Origin of the sequence: Aeromonas sp. CU5 (assembly GCF_002586745.1) — a bacterium.
Lineage (GTDB): Bacteria > Pseudomonadota > Gammaproteobacteria > Enterobacterales > Aeromonadaceae > Aeromonas > Aeromonas sobria.
In genome coordinates this window covers 2705695-2725869 of the sequence record NZ_CP023817.1, presented here as the reverse complement: position 1 = coordinate 2725869, position 20175 = coordinate 2705695, and the positions used below count along the sequence as shown (strand labels likewise).

At 57.4% G+C, this 20175-nt stretch carries 15 protein-coding genes and 8 tRNA genes; 5 read left to right on the top strand and 18 right to left on the bottom strand.

Going from position 1 to position 20175, the window contains the following annotated elements:
* Positions 1-105: 105 nt before the first annotated feature.
* Together CK911_RS11940 and pnuC are read right to left on the bottom strand one after the other, a co-directional pair.
* Positions 106-831 (bottom strand): nucleoside phosphorylase, encoded by a 726-nt coding sequence (locus CK911_RS11940; protein ID WP_098970167.1) that lies wholly within the window; start codon positions 829-831, stop codon positions 106-108.
* A 3-nt stretch (positions 832-834) separates the two neighbouring features.
* Complete coding sequence (pnuC, locus tag CK911_RS11935; RefSeq protein ID WP_058055662.1) at positions 835-1551, bottom strand: nicotinamide riboside transporter PnuC; 717 nt, start codon at positions 1549-1551, stop codon at positions 835-837.
* Between the two features lie 262 nt (positions 1552-1813).
* On the opposite strand from pnuC, the gene CK911_RS11930 reads away from it, so the two are divergent.
* The gene (locus tag CK911_RS11930) at positions 1814-3646 is read left to right on the top strand and encodes an SLC13 family permease (RefSeq protein WP_098970165.1); all 1833 of its coding nucleotides are present in this window, start codon (positions 1814-1816) and stop codon (positions 3644-3646) included.
* A 224-nt stretch (positions 3647-3870) separates the two neighbouring features.
* On the opposite strand, the gene CK911_RS11925 is transcribed toward CK911_RS11930, so the two are convergent.
* The 8 genes from CK911_RS11925 to CK911_RS11890 form a co-directional block, all read right to left on the bottom strand.
* Positions 3871-3955: transfer RNA gene (locus tag CK911_RS11925), tRNA-Leu, on the bottom strand.
* A gap of 8 nt (positions 3956-3963) precedes the next feature.
* Positions 3964-4040: transfer RNA gene (locus CK911_RS11920), tRNA-Met, on the bottom strand.
* Positions 4041-4174: 134 nt separating this feature from the next.
* Positions 4175-4249, bottom strand: a tRNA-Gln gene (locus tag CK911_RS11915).
* Positions 4250-4393: 144 nt separating this feature from the next.
* Positions 4394-4468: transfer RNA gene (locus tag CK911_RS11910), tRNA-Gln, on the bottom strand.
* A gap of 19 nt (positions 4469-4487) precedes the next feature.
* Positions 4488-4564: transfer RNA gene (locus tag CK911_RS11905), tRNA-Met, on the bottom strand.
* A 36-nt stretch (positions 4565-4600) separates the two neighbouring features.
* Positions 4601-4675: transfer RNA gene (locus tag CK911_RS11900), tRNA-Gln, on the bottom strand.
* A 145-nt stretch (positions 4676-4820) separates the two neighbouring features.
* Positions 4821-4895: transfer RNA gene (locus tag CK911_RS11895), tRNA-Gln, on the bottom strand.
* A 13-nt stretch (positions 4896-4908) separates the two neighbouring features.
* Positions 4909-4985: transfer RNA gene (locus CK911_RS11890), tRNA-Met, on the bottom strand.
* Between the two features lie 1131 nt (positions 4986-6116).
* Here CK911_RS11890 and dtpB point away from each other — a divergent pair.
* Complete coding sequence (dtpB, locus tag CK911_RS11885; protein ID WP_098970163.1) at positions 6117-7622, top strand: dipeptide/tripeptide permease DtpB; 1506 nt, start codon at positions 6117-6119, stop codon at positions 7620-7622.
* Between the two features lie 60 nt (positions 7623-7682).
* Here the strand turns inward: dtpB and ruvX are convergent, their stop codons facing one another.
* Positions 7683-8105, bottom strand: coding sequence for a Holliday junction resolvase RuvX (ruvX, locus tag CK911_RS11880; protein ID WP_042020444.1), 423 nt, complete (start codon positions 8103-8105; stop codon positions 7683-7685).
* A 42-nt stretch (positions 8106-8147) separates the two neighbouring features.
* Positions 8148-8702, bottom strand: a complete 555-nt coding sequence (locus CK911_RS11875) for a YqgE/AlgH family protein (protein ID WP_098970161.1) — start codon at positions 8700-8702, stop codon at positions 8148-8150.
* 127 nt (positions 8703-8829) lie between these two features.
* On the opposite strand from CK911_RS11875, the gene CK911_RS11870 reads away from it, so the two are divergent.
* Positions 8830-10455, top strand: a complete 1626-nt coding sequence (locus CK911_RS11870) for a methyl-accepting chemotaxis protein (RefSeq protein WP_098970159.1) — start codon at positions 8830-8832, stop codon at positions 10453-10455.
* Positions 10456-10566: 111 nt separating this feature from the next.
* On the opposite strand, the gene gshB is transcribed toward CK911_RS11870, so the two are convergent.
* The 5 genes from gshB to metK all read right to left on the bottom strand — a co-directional run bounded on the left by gshB (position 10567) and on the right by metK (position 14966).
* Entirely contained in the window at positions 10567-11520 is a 954-nt protein-coding gene (gene gshB, locus CK911_RS11865) for a glutathione synthase (protein WP_098970157.1), read from the bottom strand.
* A 120-nt stretch (positions 11521-11640) separates the two neighbouring features.
* Complete coding sequence (gene rsmE, locus CK911_RS11860) at positions 11641-12372, bottom strand: 16S rRNA (uracil(1498)-N(3))-methyltransferase (protein WP_042020449.1); 732 nt, start codon at positions 12370-12372, stop codon at positions 11641-11643.
* 63 nt (positions 12373-12435) lie between these two features.
* Positions 12436-13140 carry an endonuclease gene (locus tag CK911_RS11855; RefSeq protein WP_068977978.1) on the bottom strand — a complete coding sequence of 235 codons (705 nt, stop codon included), beginning with the start codon at positions 13138-13140 and terminating at the stop codon, positions 12436-12438.
* A gap of 71 nt (positions 13141-13211) precedes the next feature.
* Positions 13212-13745 carry a SprT family zinc-dependent metalloprotease gene (locus CK911_RS11850; RefSeq protein WP_098970154.1) on the bottom strand — a complete coding sequence of 178 codons (534 nt, stop codon included), beginning with the start codon at positions 13743-13745 and terminating at the stop codon, positions 13212-13214.
* A gap of 69 nt (positions 13746-13814) precedes the next feature.
* Positions 13815-14966, bottom strand: a complete 1152-nt coding sequence (gene metK, locus CK911_RS11845; RefSeq protein WP_042020452.1) for a methionine adenosyltransferase — start codon at positions 14964-14966, stop codon at positions 13815-13817.
* 349 nt (positions 14967-15315) lie between these two features.
* Here metK and tkt point away from each other — a divergent pair, with 349 nt between their 5' ends.
* Positions 15316-17307: a transketolase gene (tkt, locus tag CK911_RS11840; RefSeq protein ID WP_068977976.1), complete on the top strand. Its 1992-nt coding sequence runs from the start codon at positions 15316-15318 to the stop codon at positions 17305-17307.
* A 200-nt stretch (positions 17308-17507) separates the two neighbouring features.
* Positions 17508-18173 carry a hypothetical protein gene (locus CK911_RS11835; protein WP_098970153.1) on the top strand — a complete coding sequence of 222 codons (666 nt, stop codon included), beginning with the start codon at positions 17508-17510 and terminating at the stop codon, positions 18171-18173.
* Positions 18174-18332: 159 nt separating this feature from the next.
* Here CK911_RS11835 and CK911_RS11830 read toward each other — a convergent pair whose 3' ends face one another.
* Complete coding sequence (locus CK911_RS11830) at positions 18333-19598, bottom strand: RidA family protein (RefSeq protein WP_098970152.1); 1266 nt, start codon at positions 19596-19598, stop codon at positions 18333-18335.
* Positions 19599-20175: the final 577 nt, after the last annotated feature.

The following is a 20175-nucleotide window of genomic DNA, read 5'->3' as shown; positions in this document are numbered from 1 at the left end:
ACTTGCCTGTCGCACCGGATGACGAGGGCCATGAGGCTAGCAAGAGAGCGGGCCGGATACCAGCCCGCACGGTAGCGGATGTGCCGTAGTTAACGGTTTGCCGTTTTATTGCGCCAACGCGTGGAGGGCGGCCGCGATGGCTTGCTGCTCACCGGCCATCATCGCCTGTTCGGCGCTGGCGTAGTCCGCCACCCCTTGCTGCACATCCTGCTCGAACAGCACCACGTTGCAGAGCACCGCAGCGACCCGCACCTTGCGCAGGCGACCGACTGTCAACAGGGTGGCGGTCTCCATATCGGCGCCGAGCACGCCACGGGCATGCCAGTAGCGGCACACCTCCTGCTCGTCATCCCGATAGAAGCTGTCGTGGGAGCGCACCAGCCCGTGCCAGTAAGGCTGGCTGCCGGTCGCCACATGGTTGAGCAGGGCAGCCTGCAGCCAGATATCGGCGCAGGCGGGGTACTCAGGGGGCAGATAGGCCTGTGAGGCCCCGTCACTGCGCACCGCCCCTTCCACCACGATGAGATCCCCGAGCCCGATGTCGTGTTGCAGGGCACCGGCGGAGCCGACCCGTATAAGCGATGTGGCACCGGCTTGCACCAGCTCCTCCAGCGCTATGATGGCCGACGCGCCACCGATACCGGTGCTGCAGACCGTGATGGGCAGCCCCTGATAGGATCCGTTGATGAGGCGAAACTCCCGGTTTTGCCCCAGCACTTCACACTGTTCGAGCTGGTTGGCGATGCGGTCGACCCGGGCCGGGTCGCCGCACAGCACCACCCGCTCGGCAATCTGGTCGGGGCGGCACTGGAGATGGGGTAACAGAGTCATGGCTTACAGACCTTGTGGCTGGCGCTTGGCGGCAACTACCCAGAGGCGGGTGCCGTTGGCGGCGATAAACAGCAGGATCAGGTACTCCAGCGACATGGCGTAGACGCCCTGCGCGGCATAGACACCGATGCTGATGATGTTGATGACGACCCAGAGGATCCAGTTCTCCACGTATTTGCGGGTCATCAGGATCTGGGCGACGACCGAGAGCACCGTCATGCTGGCATCCCAGAACGGGAAGGCATCGGGGGAGGGCTCGGGGGTGGCAAGGTTGGCACCAAACAGGTTGAGCAGAGAGACCGAGGTGCGCGCCAGAGTGGCGAAGACCGGGTCGATATAGCGGGTCAGCAGGGCGATGGCCAGCACGCTCACGGCGGCGGTCACCATCAGTTTGGATTTGCTGAGCCAGCGGATCTGCAGAGTATCTCCCTGATCGTTGGCGGGCCGGGTCCAGGCGTACCAGCCGTAGACGTTGGCGCAGAAGAAGAACAGCTGCAGCATCAACAGCCCGTAGAGCTGGATCTGGAAGAAGATGATGGCAAACAGGCTGACGTTGATCAGGCCAAACAGGTAGTTGATGGTCTTCTCCTGACTGGCGAACCAGATGCAGGCCAGACCGAATAAAGTGCCGATGGCTTCAATCCATGACATGGCATAGCCGCCACCCAGCGGGATGGTCACTAGGGTGTTATTGATGCTGAACAGCTCGAATATGCTCATTTTCTGATCCTTGGCATGAGGGGGAGTATGCGAGGGCGCCATTCTAAGGGGTGAGGGGGAGCAGGGGCAGGACTTTTGTCCGCCCCGGGCTTGGCCCATATCAAAGAAATCGCCTGTTGTGCCCGGTTATTCCAGCAGTGATGGGTTATGGTGCCCCGGCTGGCCGGACTTTATTGATATGTAGCAAGATGATAGCGCCGTAGCTGTGGTCTGATAGAGTCCACTCTCCGGGAGGAGAATCACGTGATAACAGGAGGTTGCATTGAATTCCGAGCTTGTCTGGGTGCTCTGTCTGCTGGCAGGAGCCATCTATCTCTTTATGACCAACAAGGTGCGCATGGACGTGGTGGCCCTTGGTGTGGTCATCCTGTTTGTGCTGAGCGGCACCCTCACCCTGCCGGAGGCGCTGGCGGGCTTTAGCGATCCCAACGTCATTCTGATCGCCGCCCTGTTCGTGGTGGGGGAGGGGTTGGTGCGCACCGGCATCGCCTATCAGGTGGGGGATGCGCTGGTGAAGGTGGCGGGCAGCAGCGAGACCAAACTGCTGGTGCTGCTGATGGTGGCGGTGGCGAGTCTGGGGGCTGTGATGAGCAGCACCGGGGTGGTGGCCATCTTTATCCCGGTGGTGCTGAGCGTGGCGAACCGGATGGGGATCCCCGCCGGTCGCCTGATGATGCCCCTCGGCTTTGCCGGGCTGATCAGCGGCATGATGACGCTGGTGGCCACGCCCCCCAACATGGTGGTCAACAGCGAGCTGATGCGCCACGGCATTCACGGCTTCGGCTTTTTCGACTTCACCCCCATGGGCGTGCTGATCCTGGGGCTGGGCATTCTCTACATGCTGCTGGTGCGCGGCTCTTTGGTGGGCGAGGGGGAAGAGGGCAAGGGCAAGCCGACCGGGCGCCGCACCCTGCGCGATCTGATCCGTGACTACCGGCTGGCCGGTCGGGCCCGCCGTCTGGCGCTGCGGCCTGACTCCCCGCTGATTGGCCACACTCTGGATGAGCTGCAACTGCGCGCCCGCTATGGTGCCAACGTCATCGGGGTGGAGCGCTGGCGCAAATTTCGCCGGGTGATGGTGCCGGTGTCGGGGATCAGTGAATTTCAGGCCAAGGATGTGCTGCTGATCGACATGTCAGATCCTGCGGTGGATGTGCGGGAATTCTGTAGCGAGGCGCGGCTCGAACCGATGATCCTGCGCGGGGAGTACTTCTCCGATCAGGCGCGGGAGGTGGGGATGGCCGAGGTGTCGCTGATCCCCGAGTCCAAGCTGTTGGGCAAAAGTGTGCGGGAGGTGACCTTTCGCTCCCGCTATGGTCTGAGCATGGTAGGGTTGCGCCGCAACGGTGAGGCGCTGGCGGGCAAGCTGGTGGATGAATCGCTACAGATGGGGGACACCTTGCTGGTGGTAGGGAACTGGAGCCACATCAGACAGTTGCAGACCCACAGCCGTGACTTTCTGCTGATGGGGCTGCCCGCTGAGGTAGACGAGATGGCCCCCGCCCGCAGCCAGGCGATCCATGCCCTCTTTTGTCTTGGAGTGATGATCCTGTTGATGGTGACCGATCCGGTGCCCAACGTGATTGCGGCGCTGATCGCCTGTCTGCTGATGGGCAAGTTTCGCTGCATCGACATGGAGAGCGCCTACAAGTCGATCCACTGGCCGACCCTGATCCTCATCGTCGGCATGCTTCCCTTCGCGTTGGCGCTGCAAAAAACCGGCGGGGTGGACCTTATCGTCGGCGGCTTGATGAATGCGGTGGGCGAAATGGGGCCGCGGGTGATGCTGGCCAGCCTGTTTGCCCTCTGTGCGGTGATCGGGTTGTTTATCTCCAACACCGCCACCGCGGTGCTGATGGCGCCCATTGCGCTGGGCACGGCGCAGCAGATGGGGGTGTCGCCCTATCCGTTTGCCATGACCATCGCCATCGCCGCCTCGGCTGCCTTTATGACGCCGGTCTCGTCACCGGTCAATACCCTGGTGCTGGGGCCGGGCAACTACAGGTTCGGCGACTTTATGCGTATTGGCGTCCCCTTTACGCTGCTGGTGATGGCGGTGAGCGTGGTGGCGATCCCCTGGTTCTTCCCGTTCTGATCAGCGGGTTGATGGTGGTGCATACAAGCGGCTTGCGGGCCGCTTTTTTGTGGCCGTGAGACGAGATTGGCAATGGCTGTTCGGGATGGGTGAAGAGGGACGGACGTTAAGGCGAAGATGGGATGATACAGGGATGAGAGAAAACCGAAGAGAGGCAAATTAGAGAGGCAAATTTCAGATACAAAAAAACCAGCCTGAGCTGGTCTGATTGTTACTACTAATAATGGTGCGGAAGGAGAGACTCGAACTCTCACACCTTACGGCGCCAGAACCTAAATCTGGTGCGTCTACCAATTTCGCCACTTCCGCAATACTAATGGTGGCTATGACGGGATTCGAACCTGTGACCCTCGCATTATGAGTGCGATGCTCTAACCAACTGAGCTACATAGCCTTCTTGTATTCGACCTAGGTCAAATACAAGCAAAAATGGCTGGGTACCAGGTTTGAACCTGGGCGCGTTGACGAGATCAATATCTCTCACGCTTACCACAGCAAGCCATCAACATAGTTAATGACAGGTAATAATGGCTGGGGTACTAGGATTCGAACCTAGGGATGGCGAGATCAAAACCCGCTGCCTTACCGCTTGGCGATACCCCAACAGTGCTCCTCAACAGTCATCTGACTGGTAAAGAACCTTAAAAATTGCTGCGGTACTAGGATATGAACCTAGGAATGTTGACGAGATCAAAACCTCTTACATTCACCACAGCTATCACCGACAAGGTCGATGAAATGCAATAATGGCTGGGGTACTAGGATTCGAACCTAGGGATGGCGAGATCAAAACCCGCTGCCTTACCGCTTGGCGATACCCCAACAGAAACAATTTAAATAATGGTGGCTATGACGGGATTCGAACCTGTGACCCTCGCATTATGAGTGCGATGCTCTAACCAACTGAGCTACATAGCCTTCTTGTGCTCGACCTGAGTCAAATACAAGCAAAAATGGCTGGGGTACTAGGATTCGAACCTAGGGATGGCGAGATCAAAACCCGCTGCCTTACCGCTTGGCGATACCCCAACAGTATTCCTCAACAGTCATTTGACTGGCAAAGAACTTTTAAAAATGGCTGGGTACTAGGAGTTGAACCTAGGCACGTTGACGAGATCAAAACCTCTCACGCTTACCACAACAAATCACCGACAAGGTCGATGACCAAAAATAATGGCTGGGGTACTAGGATTCGAACCTAGGGATGGCGAGATCAAAACCCGCTGCCTTACCGCTTGGCGATACCCCAACTGAACAATTAATGGTGGCTATGACGGGATTCGAACCTGTGACCCTCGCATTATGAGTGCGATGCTCTAACCAACTGAGCTACATAGCCAACCGTGCTTCCAGTGAGTCGTTGCCTCGTCACTGTGCGGGCCGAATTATGCGTATCTGGCTCTGGGGCGTCAACCATTTTTTTGTCAGAAAAACTGATTTTGGGTGCGTTTGGCGAGATATTGGTCTCTGTTGCGCAAAAGCCCAACAATATGATTTTTTTTAAGACATACCCCCGGCCGCGGCAAGGATTCCGGAGACAACATGGCCAGTAAATAGCGGCCTTCCCTCGCCAACGGGGCACCCCCTGTAACCATGGCCCGGTTTTTGGCAAAGCAGCTTCCAGGTTTTTTCTGTGTCGCGTTGCCCCGTGCTTTCAGCTGAGCGAAACAGCACGCCCGGCGAGCTTTACCGCCCAGCGGAGCCATTATCTCGCTCTCGCCCTAAAAGACCCCTCAGGTCACAGGTTGGCCGGAGAAAGGCGCTTTTAGCCATTGAGCTCCCCACGGCGATGCAGTGGTGGCGTGTTTGGCAAGCCGTTGTCAGTGCCCCTCGCGGGTAGGGTTTACTTGTGCTCGCAGTTGGCCACCCACGCCGTCCATTGTTGTGGTTATGCACAAAGATGCGATTACTGCACGTCTCGTGTGGGGCTCTTTGCACGAAATAAACTCATGTAGTTTCATTAGAAAACTTCATTGATTGGTAATTTTAAAGTGTGATCAACCGTTAAGTTCGTTAATAGACAGTGGGATAGCATGGCCAACCTTGGAAGAGTGACATTTAATATCAATATGCGCCGCTGCTTTGTGTAGCAGGGCCATTGGGTGGGTATCACGATATATGGCCCAAGGTATCAGGAGTGGCGCCATACAACCTGTGACCCACAGGAGTGAGCATGGCCAAAGGGAGAGTATTCGGCGGATGAACCGGCCGGCATGAAAGGGCTGGCGACGAGAGGGCGACCCCGAACGGCCACATGGCATAGTGAGACCCGGCAGCAGATCGACCCGGCTACTATCGCCCGATAACAACGCATTGAAACCGGCTAGATGAATTTTATCTTTCATCGAACGGGGTAGTTGCATCCAAAAATGTCCAGTGTGCATTGCTGACGCGGTTATTACCCATTGAACGATCGCGTTATCAGTGCCGCTGGATGAATAAAAATAAACAGCAATAAAGGCAGGTTAGTATGCATCCATCTACAGCTCCGACCGGGTTATTACAACAACCCAAACCCTTCTTCATGATCTTTTTTGTCGAACTCTGGGAGCGCTTCGGTTATTACGGCGTGCAAGGGATCCTGGCGGTTTTCTTTGTCCAGCAACTGGGTTTTTCTCAAGAGCAGTCGTTTATTACCTTCGGCGCCTTCTCGGCGCTGGTATATGGCCTGATATCGGTCGGCGGCTATGTCGGGGACCATGTACTCGGGACCAAGCGCACCATGGTGCTAGGGGCGCTGGTGCTGGTATTGGGCTACTTCATGACGGGCATGTCCATTTACCATCCAGACCTTATTTTCTATGCGCTGGGCACCATTGCGGTGGGTAATTGTCTGTTCAAGGCCAACCCGGCCAGCCTGCTGTCGAAATGTTATCCGCCAAAAGATCCCCGTCTGGATGGCGCGTTTACCCTGTTCTATATGTCGATCAATATTGGCTCGCTTATTTCCCTCTCACTGGCGCCGGTCATTGCTGACCATTATGGCTATACGGTGACCTATAACCTGTGCGGGGTCGGGCTGATCATTGCGTTGCTGGCCTTCTTTGCTTGCCGCCATATGGTCAAGGATATCGGCTCTGAACCGGATCATCTGCCGCTCAACTACAGCAAGCTGCTGCTGGTCTTGCTGGGTGCCGTTGGGCTGGTCTTCTTCTGTGCCTGGTTGATGCACCATATCGTGATTGCCAATATGGTGCTGATGACGGTGACCATAGTGGTGGTGGTGATTTTCTTTCGTGAGGCATTCAAGCTGGATCTGGTTGGCCGCAACAAAATGTATGTGGCGTTTGTGCTGATGCTGGAGGCGGTGCTGTTCTATGTGCTTTATGCCCAGATGCCAACCTCGTTGAATTTCTTTGCCATCAACAACATGCATCACGAGATGCTGGGGATGAGCGTCAATCCCATCAGCTTCCAGGCGCTCAACCCCTTCTGGGTGGTGGTGGGTAGCCCGGTGCTGGCGCTGATCTATACCCGGATGGGCAGCCAGGGGAAGGATCTCACCATGCCGCTCAAATTTACCCTCGGGATGTTCTTCTGCTCGCTCGGTTTTTTGACCGCAGCCGCTTCCGGCTGGTGGTTTGCTGATGCCCAGGGGCTCACCTCGCCCTGGTTTATGGTGCTTATTTATCTGTTCCAGAGTCTGGGTGAGCTGATGATCAGCGCACTGGGTCTGGCCATGGTGGCGGCACTGGTGCCCCAGCGGTTGATGGGCTTCATTCTCGGGATGTGGTTCCTGACCCAGGCGATGGCATCCTTGCTGGGGGGCTATGTGGCCACCTTTACCGCCGTGCCGGAAGGGATGAACGATCCTTTGTTGACCTTGCCTATCTATACCGATGTGTTTGGCAAGATTGGTCTGGCGACCCTGCTTATTGCGGTGGTGATGGGGCTGATGGTGCCCTGGCTCAACCGGATGATGAATGCTACCGGGCCGCAGGAAGAGGGGGTACTGGCGCCGCAATCACAGGGGTGACGGGCAGATAGTGACAACATCAAGGCAAGGGCTGTGACCCTTGCCTTGGTTATTCCAGGCTTAGTTGTACTGCTCTTCCATCCAGGCTTCGACGATCAGTTGGGCTGACACTCCATCCACACTGCCTTTTTCCAGCGCGCGATAGCCGCCCCGTTCAAACAGTCGGGCACGGGCATCTGTGGTGGTGAGCCGCTCATCCTTGAACTCCACCTGCTTGCCAAAGCGGCCGTGTAGCCGGTTGCCGAACTTGCGAGCCCGCACCGTGATCTCCTGATCGGTGCCATCCATGTTCAGCGGCAGGCCGACCACCAGCAGGTCCGGCTGCCACTCCTTGAGCAGCTTGTCGATATCGTCCCAGTTAGGGATGCCGTCGTTGGCCTTGATGGCGCGCAGAGGCTGTGCGGTGCCGGTCAGCTCCTGGCCGATGGCAACGCCAATGCTTTTGGTACCATAGTCAAAGCCCATGATGCTGCGTGATGACATGAAAAAATCCTCGAAAGGCAACGCAGGGGGCGTTGCCGGGTGTTAGCTATGGCCGATGTCGCTGGAGAGATGAACCGTGTTCACCCCTATGCTGGCGGCGGCTTGTTGCCAACGTGTGTGAATGGGGGTTTTGAATACCAAATCCGGATTGGGGGGGATCACCAGCCAGGCGCCATCGACCAGTTCCTGCTCCAGCTGACCGGCGCTCCAGCCCGCATAGCCAAGGGCTACCAGCCAATGGGCAGGGGCTTCGCTCGTGCCGAGGGTTTCCAGTATATCCTTGGATGTGGTCACCATCATCTCATCCCCTACCTGCAGGGTGGAGTTGAAACCGGGGTGGAAGCTGTGCAGCACAAAGCCGCGATCGGCGTGAACCGGCCCCCCTTGCAGCACCTGCTGCTTGAGCTGCGGATTGCCGGGTACCGAAATCTTGAGCTGGGTCAGCATGGCTTCCAGCGACATCTCTACCGGAATGTTGACCACCAGCCCCATGGCACCCTCTTCGCTATGTTCGCACAGATAGACCAGTGAACGGGCGAAGTAGGGATCCGTCAGGCTTGGCATGGCCAGCAGGAAATGATTTTGCAGTGTTTGCATAGGCCAAATAGTGCAAAGGTCGTTGGCAAGTGAATAGGGCAATTATGGCAGTTCATCACTTTGGGCAAAACCGCTTTTTATCGGGCGTCTCTTTGCCCACTCACCAAACGGTGCGGGAGAGAAAACCATGGAAGGTATTTCAATCAGACAGAAGTTGATCCTGGGGTGTGTGGTGCCCCTTTTGGCACTGCTGGCGTTGCTGGTGGGCGCAACCCAGGCGATGTCCCAGCTGATGGCAGGCATGAACGCCATGTATCAGGGGGAGGTGGTGCAGCTCAAGGAGCTCAAACAGATTGCCGATCTCTACGCGGTCAAGGTGATCGATGCGGCCAACAAGGCCAATGTGGGTGGGATTGCGCCCGCCCAGGCCAAGGCTGACATGTTGCAGGCGCAGCAGGAGATCGCCCGTATCTGGCAGCTATACAGCGGACAGGAACTGAGCCAGTCCGAACAGCAGGAGGCCGCGCGGGTGCAGGCGTTGTTTGGCGCGGCGGATCAGCAGATTGCCGCGGTGGTGGCGGTGTTGGATCAGATGCAGGGGGCGGCGCGGGATCAGCTCTCTGCCCATATTATGCCCCTCTACGGGGTGATCGATCCGGTCAGTGACGGAGTGAGTGCGCTGGTGGAGTTCCAGCTCAAAGAGGCGGAGCAGAATATCGGCGAGCTCAACGATCTTAGGCAGCAGCTGTTTCAGCTCTTTATCGTGCTGTTTCTGGTGGGGGCGGCCTGCGTACTCTTCTTTGGCGTCTGGGCCGGACGCAGCGTCAGTCAGCCGTTGGCTGCCATGGGGCAGGTGCTACGCGGGATGCAGCGGGATCTCGATCTGAGCCAACAGGCGCCGGTATTGCGCAAGGACGAGATGGGGGCGCTGGCTCAATCGCTTAATCAGGTGATCAGCCACTTTCGCAGTTTGATTAACCAGATCAACGAGATGGCGGAGCACCTTGCCAAGGAGTCCGCCCACCTTGCCCATATCGGAGTCGAGAGTCGTCAGCGCTTTGCCCAGCAACAGGGTGAGACCGATCAGACCGCTACCGCTATGAACCAGATGAGTGCGACCGTGGCCGAGGTGGCCAACAGCTCCTCCGGCGCGGCAGATGCGGCCCGTGTCGCCGACGAAAGTGCCCGCCACGGTCATCTGGTGGTGGAGGATGCCATCGCCCGGATGTCGGCATTGTCGTCCCATATTCAGGACACGGCGGCGATGATCACCCAGCTGGCCGACGACAGCCGCGATATCAGCAGCGTGATGGATGCCATTCGCGGCATTGCCGAGCAGACCAACCTGCTAGCGCTCAATGCGGCGATAGAGGCGGCGCGGGCGGGGGATCAGGGGCGCGGTTTTGCGGTGGTGGCCGATGAGGTGCGCACCCTCTCTCAGCGTACCCAGCGCTCGACCGAGGAGATTGGCAAGACCATCGTCAAGTTGCAGCAGGGGGCCAATGATGCGGCCAGCAGCATGGTGCGCGGACTGGATCAGGTGGAGGAGTCCAACCGTACCGTGCTCGCCTGCGGCAAGGCCCTTGGCGAGATTGTCAGCTCGGTCGAAGTAATCAACGAGCTGAACACTCATATCGCCACCGCCGCAGAGGAGCAGAGCAAGGTCGCCGAGGAGATCACCCGCAACGTGGTCAATATCGCCCAGATTGCCACTGAATCGACCGCGGCGGCCTCCGAGCTGAACCAGAGTTGCCACGAGCTGGAGCAGCTATCGAGCGATCTCAAGCAGAAGGTGGGGCAGTTCCGCTGTTAGATAGCGGTCACAACCACGCGCACAGCACGAAACAACAGAGGCGGTCATGGGCCGCCTCTGTTCATTAACGATTGTATAGATAACGATAGTGCCGATTTAGCCGTTGCTGGCTCAGGCTTTCGCCAGTCGGCGCTCGATGGCGTCCATCAGCATGCCGGTGATGTGCACATCGAAGGCCGCTTCAATCTCGCGGATACAGGTTGGGCTGGTGACGTTAATCTCGGTCAGCCGATCGCCGATGATGTCGAGGCCGACGAAGATCAGGCCCTTCGCTTTCAAGGCAGGACCCACCGCACGGGCGATGGCCCAGTCGGCTTCGCTCAAGGGACGCGCCTCACCACGGCCACCGGCCGCCAGATTGCCACGGGTCTCCCCTTGCGCCGGAATGCGCGCGAGGCAGTAGGGAACCGGTTCACCGTCCACTACCAGCACCCGCTTGTCGCCATCCTTGATGGCGGGCAGATAGGTCTGGGCCATGCAGTACTGGCTGCCATGTTCAGTCAGGGTTTCAATAATCACGCCGACGTTGGCGTCATCTTCCTTCATGCGGAAGATGGAGGCGCCGCCCATGCCGTCCAGCGGTTTGAGGATCACATCCTTGTGCTGGGCATGGAAGGCGCGCAGCTTGTCAGCGCGGCGAGTTACCAGCGTGGTCGGGGTGTGCTCGGCAAACCAGGCGGTGTAGAGCTTCTCGTTGGCATCGCGCAGGCTTTGGGGCTTGTTGACGATAAGGCAACCCTCATCCTCGGCCCGCTCCAGCATGTAGGTGGCGTAGATAAATTCGGTGTCGAACGGCGGATCCTTGCGCATCAGGATCACATCGAGGTTGGAGAGGGGCTGATCCACCACCTCGCCCAGGCTGTACCAGTCGGCATAGTCATATTTGATGGTCAGCGGGCGCATGGTGCCAAAGGCGCGACCGGCTTCCATATAGAGATCAGACATCTCCAGATAGAAGAGCTCATAGCCGCGCTTTTGCGCCTCTTCGAGCATGGCAAAGCTGGAATCTTTCTTGATGTTGATGGCCGAGATGGGGTCCATCACGATGCCGAGTTTAATGGTCATCCGAATATCCTTCTTAATGGCTCGATTGGGTTGTAGGGTCGATTAGCGAAGCGTAATCGGCCGTTTGAGGCTGCCATCATTCGATACCGCCACGCGGCTTATCGACGCTGCCCGCAGGTACTAAGCGAGATCGCCGAATCGACACTGCAGCGCAGTAATCGCAGTCAGGGCGGCGGTTTCGGTGCGCAGCACCCGCGGCCCCAGCAGCATCTCTTTGAAATCTTCCTGCACGGTACGGGCGATCTCGTCGCTCGACAATCCCCCTTCCGGGCCAATCAGCAAGCGCACGCCATGCTCGGGAACGGGTAGGGTGTTGATGCTGTACTCGGCACGGGGGTGCAGGTTGAGCTTGAGCTCTTTGGTCTCTTCGGCCAGCCAGGCATCCAGCTCCATCGGCATGCGTACCTCTGGCACCACGTTGCGGCCGCACTGTTCGCAGGCACTGATCACCACTTTTTGCCACTGCTCGCGCTTTTTCTCCAGCCGATCGGCTGGCAGCTTGACGCCGCAACGCTCGGAGAAGAGCGGGGTGATGCAGGTGACGCCCAGCTCCACCGATTTCTGGATGGTGAAGTCCATCTTGTCGCCACGGCTGATCACCTGACCCAGATGGATGGCGAAGGGGGACTCCACCGATTGGGCGTCGCAGCGGTCGATGGTCACCTCCACCGACTTTTTGCCGACGCTGGCGATAGTGGCGGGATATTGATTGCCATCGCCATTGAACAGCTCGAGCTGCTGGCCCGGCTGCATGCGCAGTACCCGGCCGATGTGGTTGGCGCCGTCTTCTGACAGGGCGATGGTCTGGCCAGCCTGCATGGCGGCCGCTTCATAGATACGTGGAATGCGCATGGCTAAGTGTCAGTCTCTGGTTCAAGAAGAGGGATTTTAAATCCCTTGTGCCCATAGGTGGGGTTATTGGCACTGCTTTTCAATAAAGGGATTGGTATTGCCTTGCAGCTTGCCGATGCGGCGGTTGCGCTCGCACTCCCAGCCGTCTGCCGGGTATTGTCTGTCCCAAGCTTCGAACAGTTTACGCTGTTGCGCTGCCAGACGCAGCCCATACTGCTGGCTCATATAGAGGTAGGCGCGGGCGATCTGGCCCCGTACCGGCCCCTTGGGCGGCTGCACCCGACGGTCCTTGAAATCCACCAGCATCTGGCACTGGCCGTACTGATCCGGTTTGCCGTTCCAGTCAGAAAAACGGAAGTTGGCCCGATCGCCGTTCACTTCACCGATGGCGGGCACCAGATTGTGCATGTCCCCCTCCATCTGATTGAATTCGTCGCTCTTGCCGCAGTTTTTGCGACCACCATCCTGCCAGCACTGCAACTGGTGGCCGAATTCCCAGGCGGGGACTATGTGTTCCCACTCGATGCGTGCGGCGCGCTTGGGCTGCTTGCGCGGCTCATAGCCGCAACTGGCCAGATCCGGGCTCATCTTCTTGCCCTGATAGTTGATGTCACAGCCGCAGTAGAAGGTGGTAACCGCGGGGTTGGTTTGATAGAGCTTGACCAGATCCTGTTTGGCGGAGCGAAAGGTCTGGGCATGGAGGGGAGCACTGAGCAGCGGCAAACCGGCCAACAGGGTCAGGGCGAACGATAGCAGGGGGCGAAACATGAAGATCCTTGGCAAGAAAATAGGTGGATGAAACGAGCCGCCCCTGGCGCGGGGGCGCGACACAAGTTGGCTTATCGGGTGACGGCTGGCTCCGGTCGTTCCTGCGCCAGCGGCTGTTTGCAGCGGCGGCAGTGGTAGCGGGCCTCGCCACGCACCACCTTGTTGTGGCGGCGGATCGAGAGCTGATGCTGCTGGCAGTGACAGCGATAGGGAATGGTGCGCTGCGCCAGTACCGCCAGATCGAAGCTGTGGGTGGTTCTGGGCTCAAGGCCGAACACCTCTCGCATCACCGATTGCCACTGGGTGCCGTGGGGCAAGACCCGGTTTTTGCCGCGGCCGTCGCCCCACAGGGCATAAACCAGCAGATGGGCCACCTCGTGGGGCACCACCTCAGCCAGAAACGCCTGTTGATTGGCCTGATAGAGGGCGGGGTTGAAGCGCAGCTCCCAGGTTTGCAGCCGCGCCGAACCCGCTGCCCGGCCCCGCATATTGCAGTAGATCCGCGGGCGGGCAAAGCTGCGGTCAAGGCGCGCCTCGGCCTGCACAAAACAGGCTTCTACGCGTTGTTGCAGCAGGGCGACAAGCTGGGCAGGAGTGGCGTTCATCAACATCTCGGCGGGTAACGGAAAAGCAAAAGGGGAGCCAGGCTCCCCTTTTATCACAACTGGCGACTGTTACAAGCCAGCAGCGGAGCGCAGCAGCTCGGCCTTGTCGGTCTGCTCCCACGGGAACTCTTCGCGACCGAAGTGACCGTAGGCGGCAGTGGCCTGGTAGATCGGACGCTTCAGATCCAGCATCTCGATCAGGCCATACGGACGCAGTTCGAAGTGCTCGCGTACCAGCTTGACCAGCAGATCCTCGGCGACCTTGGCAGTACCAAAGGTTTCGACGCTGATGGAGGTCGGCTCGGCCACGCCGATGGCGTAGGAGATCTGGATTTCACAACGATCGGCCAGACCGGCAGCAACGATGTTCTTGGCAACGTAGCGGGCAGCGTAGGCAGCGGAGCGGTCAACCTTGGACGGATCCTTACCGGAGAAAGCGCCACCACCGTGACGGGCCATGCCGCCGTAGGTGTCGACGATGATCTTGCGACCGGTCAGACCGCAATCACCCATTGGGCCGCCGATAACGAAACGGCCGGTCGGGTTGATGAAGTATTTGGTGTCTTTGGTGACCCACTCTGCCGGCAGCACCGGCTTGATGATCTCTTCACGTACCGCTTCAACCAGATCTTTGTGGCTGATGGACTCGGCGTGCTGGGTAGACAGCACCACGGCATCGACACCAATGATCTTGCCGGCGTCATCGTAGGCGAAGGTCAGCTGGCTCTTGGCATCCGGACGCAGCCACGGCAGGGTGCCGTTCTTGCGCACTTCAGCCTGACGCTTCACCAGCAGGTGAGAGTAGGTGATGGGGGCGGGCATCAGCACGTCGGTTTCGTTGGTGGCGTAGCCGAACATCAGGCCCTGGTCACCGGCGCCCTGCTCCAGCGGATCACGGCGGTCAACACCCTGATTGATGTCCGGTGACTGCTTGCCGATGGCGTTCAGCACGGCGCAAGAGTCAGCGTCGAAGCCCATGTCGGAGTGGGTGTAGCCGATTTCACGTACGGTATCACGCACGATCTCTTCGATATCAACCCAGGCAGAGGTGGTTACTTCACCGGCCACCATGACCATGCCGGTCTTGACCAGGGTCTCACAGGCAACACGGGCCTTGGTATCTTGCTTGAGGATGGCGTCCAGTACCGCATCGGAGATCTGGTCCGCAATCTTGTCTGGGTGGCCTTCGGAGACCGACTCGGAAGTAAACAGCTTTGCCATGATGGGAGTCTCAGCTTGTCTGGGTTATCGCCACAGCAATAACCGGGTGAATAGGATGGTGTAGAGGTATCTACATCTGGACGTCTATTTTAATTAGCGCCCCACCCGATTGCCAGCACTATTTTGTCGTGCGGCCGCGGCTGGGTTACTAATGGCTCCTTCCTATCCCCAAGGGGATGGAAATCAAACGTTTGCCGTTGTTCTCTTTGGCCTGCAGGGCCCAAGAAAAGCGATTGTCCTCCCAAAGCCACTTTATTCGTCCAGATAGTATTTGCACGCCGCGCCCCCTGCTGGGACAATAACGCGCCTTAATCTTGGCCATCAAATGAAGCAATCGCAGGAGATACAGATGCCTTCTCGTAAAGAGCTTGCCAATGCCATTCGCGCATTGAGTATGGATGCCGTTCAAAAAGCCAACTCCGGTCACCCGGGCGCCCCCATGGGAATGGCGGATATCGCCGAAGTGTTGTGGCGCAGCCACCTCAAGCATAACCCGAACAACCCCAAGTGGGCCGACCGCGACCGTTTCATCCTGTCTAACGGTCACGGCTCCATGCTGCTGTACTCCCTGCTGCATCTCTCCGGTTATGACCTCTCCATCGACGATCTGAAAAACTTCCGCCAACTGCACTCTCGCACCCCGGGTCACCCTGAGTACGGTTATGCGCCGGGCATCGAGACCACCACTGGCCCGCTGGGTCAGGGCATCACCAATGCTGTGGGTATGGCGATCGCCGAGAAGGCCATGGCTGAGCAGTTCAACCAGCCGGGTCACGACATCGTTGACCACTTCACCTACGCCTTTATGGGCGACGGCTGCCTGATGGAAGGTATCTCCCACGAAGCGTGCTCCCTGGCAGGTACCCTGCAACTGGGCAAGCTGATTGCATTCTGGGATGACAACGGTATCTCCATCGACGGTCACGTTGAAGGCTGGTTCACCGACAATACCCCCAAGCGTTTCGAAGCCTACGGCTGGCACGTGATCGCAGATGTTGACGGTCACAGCCCGGAAGCGCTCAATGCCGCCATCGAAGCCGCCAAGGCCGAGACCGGCAAGCCGACCCTGATCTGCTGCCGCACCATCATCGGTTACGGTTCACCGAACAAGTCCGGCTCTCACGACTGCCACGGCTCACCGCTGGGCAACGACGAGATCGCCGCTGCGCGCGCCTTCCTGAAGTGGGACCACGCCCCGTTCGTTATCCCGGCTGATATCGCTGCCGAGTGGAACGGTCAGGAGAAAGGCGCTGCGCTGGAAGCCGACTGGGATGCCAAGTTCGCCGCCTATGCTGCCGCTCACCCGACCCTGGCTGCCGAATTCAAGCGCCGTACCACTGGCGAGTTGCCAGCTAACTGGGCTGCCGAATCTGCCAAGATCATCGAAACCCTGCAAGCCAACCCGGCCAAGATCGCCACCCGTAAAGCGTCTCAAAACGCGCTGGAAGCGTTCGGCAAGCTGCTGCCGGAGTTCATGGGCGGTTCTGCCGACCTGGCTCCGTCCAACCTGACCATGTGGTCCGGTTCCAAGTCTCTGACTCCAGAGAGCGCGGCAGGCAACTACATCCATTACGGCGTGCGCGAGTTCGGCATGTCCGCCATCATGAACGGTATCGCTCTGCACGGTGGTTTCATCCCCTACGGCGCCACCTTCCTGATGTTTATGGAGTATGCCCGTAACGCCCTGCGCATGGCCGCCCTGATGAAGCAGCGTTCCATCTTCGTTTATACCCACGACTCCATCGGTCTGGGTGAAGATGGCCCGACTCACCAGCCGGTTGAGCAGATCGCCTCCCTGCGTCTGACCCCGAACATGAGCACCTGGCGTCCGTGTGACCAGGTTGAATCTGCGATTGCCTGGAAGCACGCCATCGAGCGTACTGACGGCCCGACTTCGCTGATCTTCTCCCGTCAGAACCTGGCCCAGATGGACCGTACTGCCCAGCAGCTGGCTGACACCGCCAAGGGTGGCTACGTGCTGAAGGATTGCGCCGGTACTCCTGAGCTGATCCTGATCGCCACCGGTTCCGAAGTGGAACTGGCTGTTGCCGCCTATGAGCAGCTGACTGCCAAGGGCCGTGCCGTGCGCGTGGTCTCCATGCCTGCGACCGACGTGTTCGACGCCCAGTCTGCCGAGTACAAAGCATCCGTGCTGCCGATGTCCGTCACCAAGCGTGTGGCCATCGAAGCAGGCATCGCTGACTACTGGTACAAGTACGTCGGTTTCGGCGGCAAGATCATCGGTATGACCACCTTCGGTGAGTCTGCTCCGGCCGAGCTGCTGTTCAAGGAATTTGGCTTTACCGTGGAAAACGTGGTTGCGACCGCAGAGTCCCTTTAATGCCCATCGGCACCTTGGGCTGAACAATATTAGGCCCAATCGCTGAGTCAATAAACGCCCCCCATCGCAAGATGGGGGGCGTTTTTATTGAAATGAGAGATTTTGAATAGTGTTGATTTGTTATATAAAAAGCTTTTATCCTTGATTATGAAAATTCAGGCATAGCAAAATAATTCACTGCGATGAATAAAAGGATCAAGATGGACAGTTTTCGGCTGATAACAAAGAAACTATTAAATACCAACTATAAAAATGGCATTCTCATAGCTTTACTTTTTATCATAGTTATATCCCCTATATTTATTTATGTTAATATTTTTAATGGTGGGATATCACATGAACATTCCCGCTGGGCTGAGTTTGGTTCAGCAATTGGTGGGATATATGCACCAATAGTGGGAGGGCTCACGCTATTTGTTTTACTCCGTCAGGTTGGTTTACAGGAACAGGTGAACAACCAATATTATTTACAGCAAGCACGAGAGGATATTGGGTTTTATGCATCGCAGTTATCTAATATTCTTGATCAATCACTAGTCGGTGATGTGCCTCTGAGGGCTGTGCTTCACGGAAAGTTTATGTTTTGTAGTCCTGAAGATCTATGTTCAATGGATATGAAGAATATTGCCGCTGATATTCATGGGTTAATGCCACAGGCACTTGATATATGGAGTGCTATATATCCTGTATTCATGGGGCTATCAGCTGTAGATGACTCGCAATTTAAAATGACACTGGCTTCTTCAAAGCAAAAGCTAGTTGCGTTACTCAGCTTTGAAATATGTGTAGCTTTGGATAACTTGAATTTTTGTCGTACTGATGGGAAAAGCGGTTTTACATATGTTTTTAACCAAAAATTGCAGTAGAGATATCTAATTAGAATACAACAGCACGTAGGTTCGATTAGCGAAGCGTAATCGGACGTTCGCGTTTTTTAAGACGATGCCATAGAAATAATGCCCCTTCCTATTACCTAAAAAGAGACCGGCTATCAGCCGGTCTCTTTTTATTATTTAAAACAAACCTTACACCTGCGGCGGGGTACTTTCCGCGTTGGACATCACCGCATCAATTTGCACCAGGGCACCGGCGGGCAGTTCGCTTACCCCGAATACGGTGCGGGCAGGCAGATAGGCCGGGAAGTATTTGGTGTAGACGGCGTTAACCGCATCCAGATCGGCGATGTTGCCGAGCTGGATATTGACCTTGACGATATCGTCCATCACATGGCCGATGCTCTCGACGATGGCTTTGATATTGCTCAGGCACTGGGCGGTCTGCTCTTTGACGCAGCCAGCCAGGATCTTGCCAGTGGTGGGGTCGATCGGCAGCTGCGCGGTCAGATGGTTGTAGTGGGAGAAGGCGACAGTCTGGCAATGGAGCGGGCTGCGCGGTGCCTTGTCGGTATTGCGGGCAGCGATCACCAGATTGTGACGGTCTTCCACCAGCTGCGGCGGAGTGCCATCACCGTGGGAGATCACCGCATCCATCTGCACCCGGGCACCCATGGGCAGGGCGGCGGCGCTGACCACCGAGCGGGCGGGCAGATAGGCCACGGCGCGGGCAATGGCGGAGTCGGGGAAGAAGGTGGTGTAGACCTCGTTGACGGCCTCCAGATCGGCGAGGCTGGTCAGGTAGATATTCACTTTGACGATATCGTCAAACGGCACGTCGATGCTCTCCAGTACCGTTTTGATATTGCGCAGGCACTGACCCGCCTGCTCCTTGATACCACCGGCGACCAGTTGGCCAGAGGCAGCCTCGACCGGCAGTTGCGCGCCGATATTGTTGTAGTGGGAGAAGGCCACGGTATGGGTCGAAAGCGGGTTGTGCGGCGCCTTGTCGCTATTGCGGGCGAGCTTCACCAGCGCGCAGGGGGCTTGCGGGAAGGTGCCTTCGCCGTTGGAGATGATGGCATCGATCTGCACCAGCGCACCCAGCGGCAGGGCGGCGACGGCGAGGGTGGTGCGGGTCGGCAGATAACCCGGGAAGAATTCGCGATAGACGGCGTTGACCGCCTCCAGATCTGCCATCTCTTTGAGGAAGATGGTCGCTTTCACCATATCGTCCATCACGTGGCCGATGCTCTCGATGATCGCCTTGAGGTTGCTCAGGCACTGTCTGGCCTGCGCGGTGACATCGCCACTCACCATCTTGCCGGTGGCGGGATCGACCGGCAGCTGGGCGGAGATATTGTTGTAATGAGAGAAGGCCACCGTTTGGGTGCAGGGGCCCAGATCCTGGGGCGCATTGGTGGTATTTCTTGCCGACTTGATGATGGTGCCACTCATAGATATGCCTCTTTTTAATATTTGTTGTTAATTCAGGTACAGGTTTACCCCATCTGGTTGTACGCCATGGCCATTTTGCCTGCGGCGGCATCCCCGGTTATTATTTGTGATCCACTCAATAGCTGAATGGGATAAGAGAGGAGGTGACAGGGTGAATATTTCAGACGTTGCGATTCTATGAGTGGCCATCAGGGGTTGCAAACCAGTGATTTCATTTCTATGAGATGGCTCAATGCTCGCAAATTTAATGTGATTGCTATTCAATTCACCCTGAATAGTCGCCCATTCGCCCGCCAATGGCCCTGCATCGACCGGCAGCCCTGTCAGGGCATGGGTTGGGGCGCAGGCCACGGCAGAGCAGGGCTGTGAATAAAGGGTTAACGCTATGGGTCACCCTGCCACCAAACGATTTTATTGTGCATAGATATGTACTTTATGTTTTTTTAGTCATCTATCTTGCAGCGTGAAAATATGCTAGCTGCCATTGATGTCGCAACGGCTAAAGATGTGGCTGGAATATAATTCAACTATTTGCATGAGCGACAGATTGATAATTATTGGATAGTCATAGCATCGC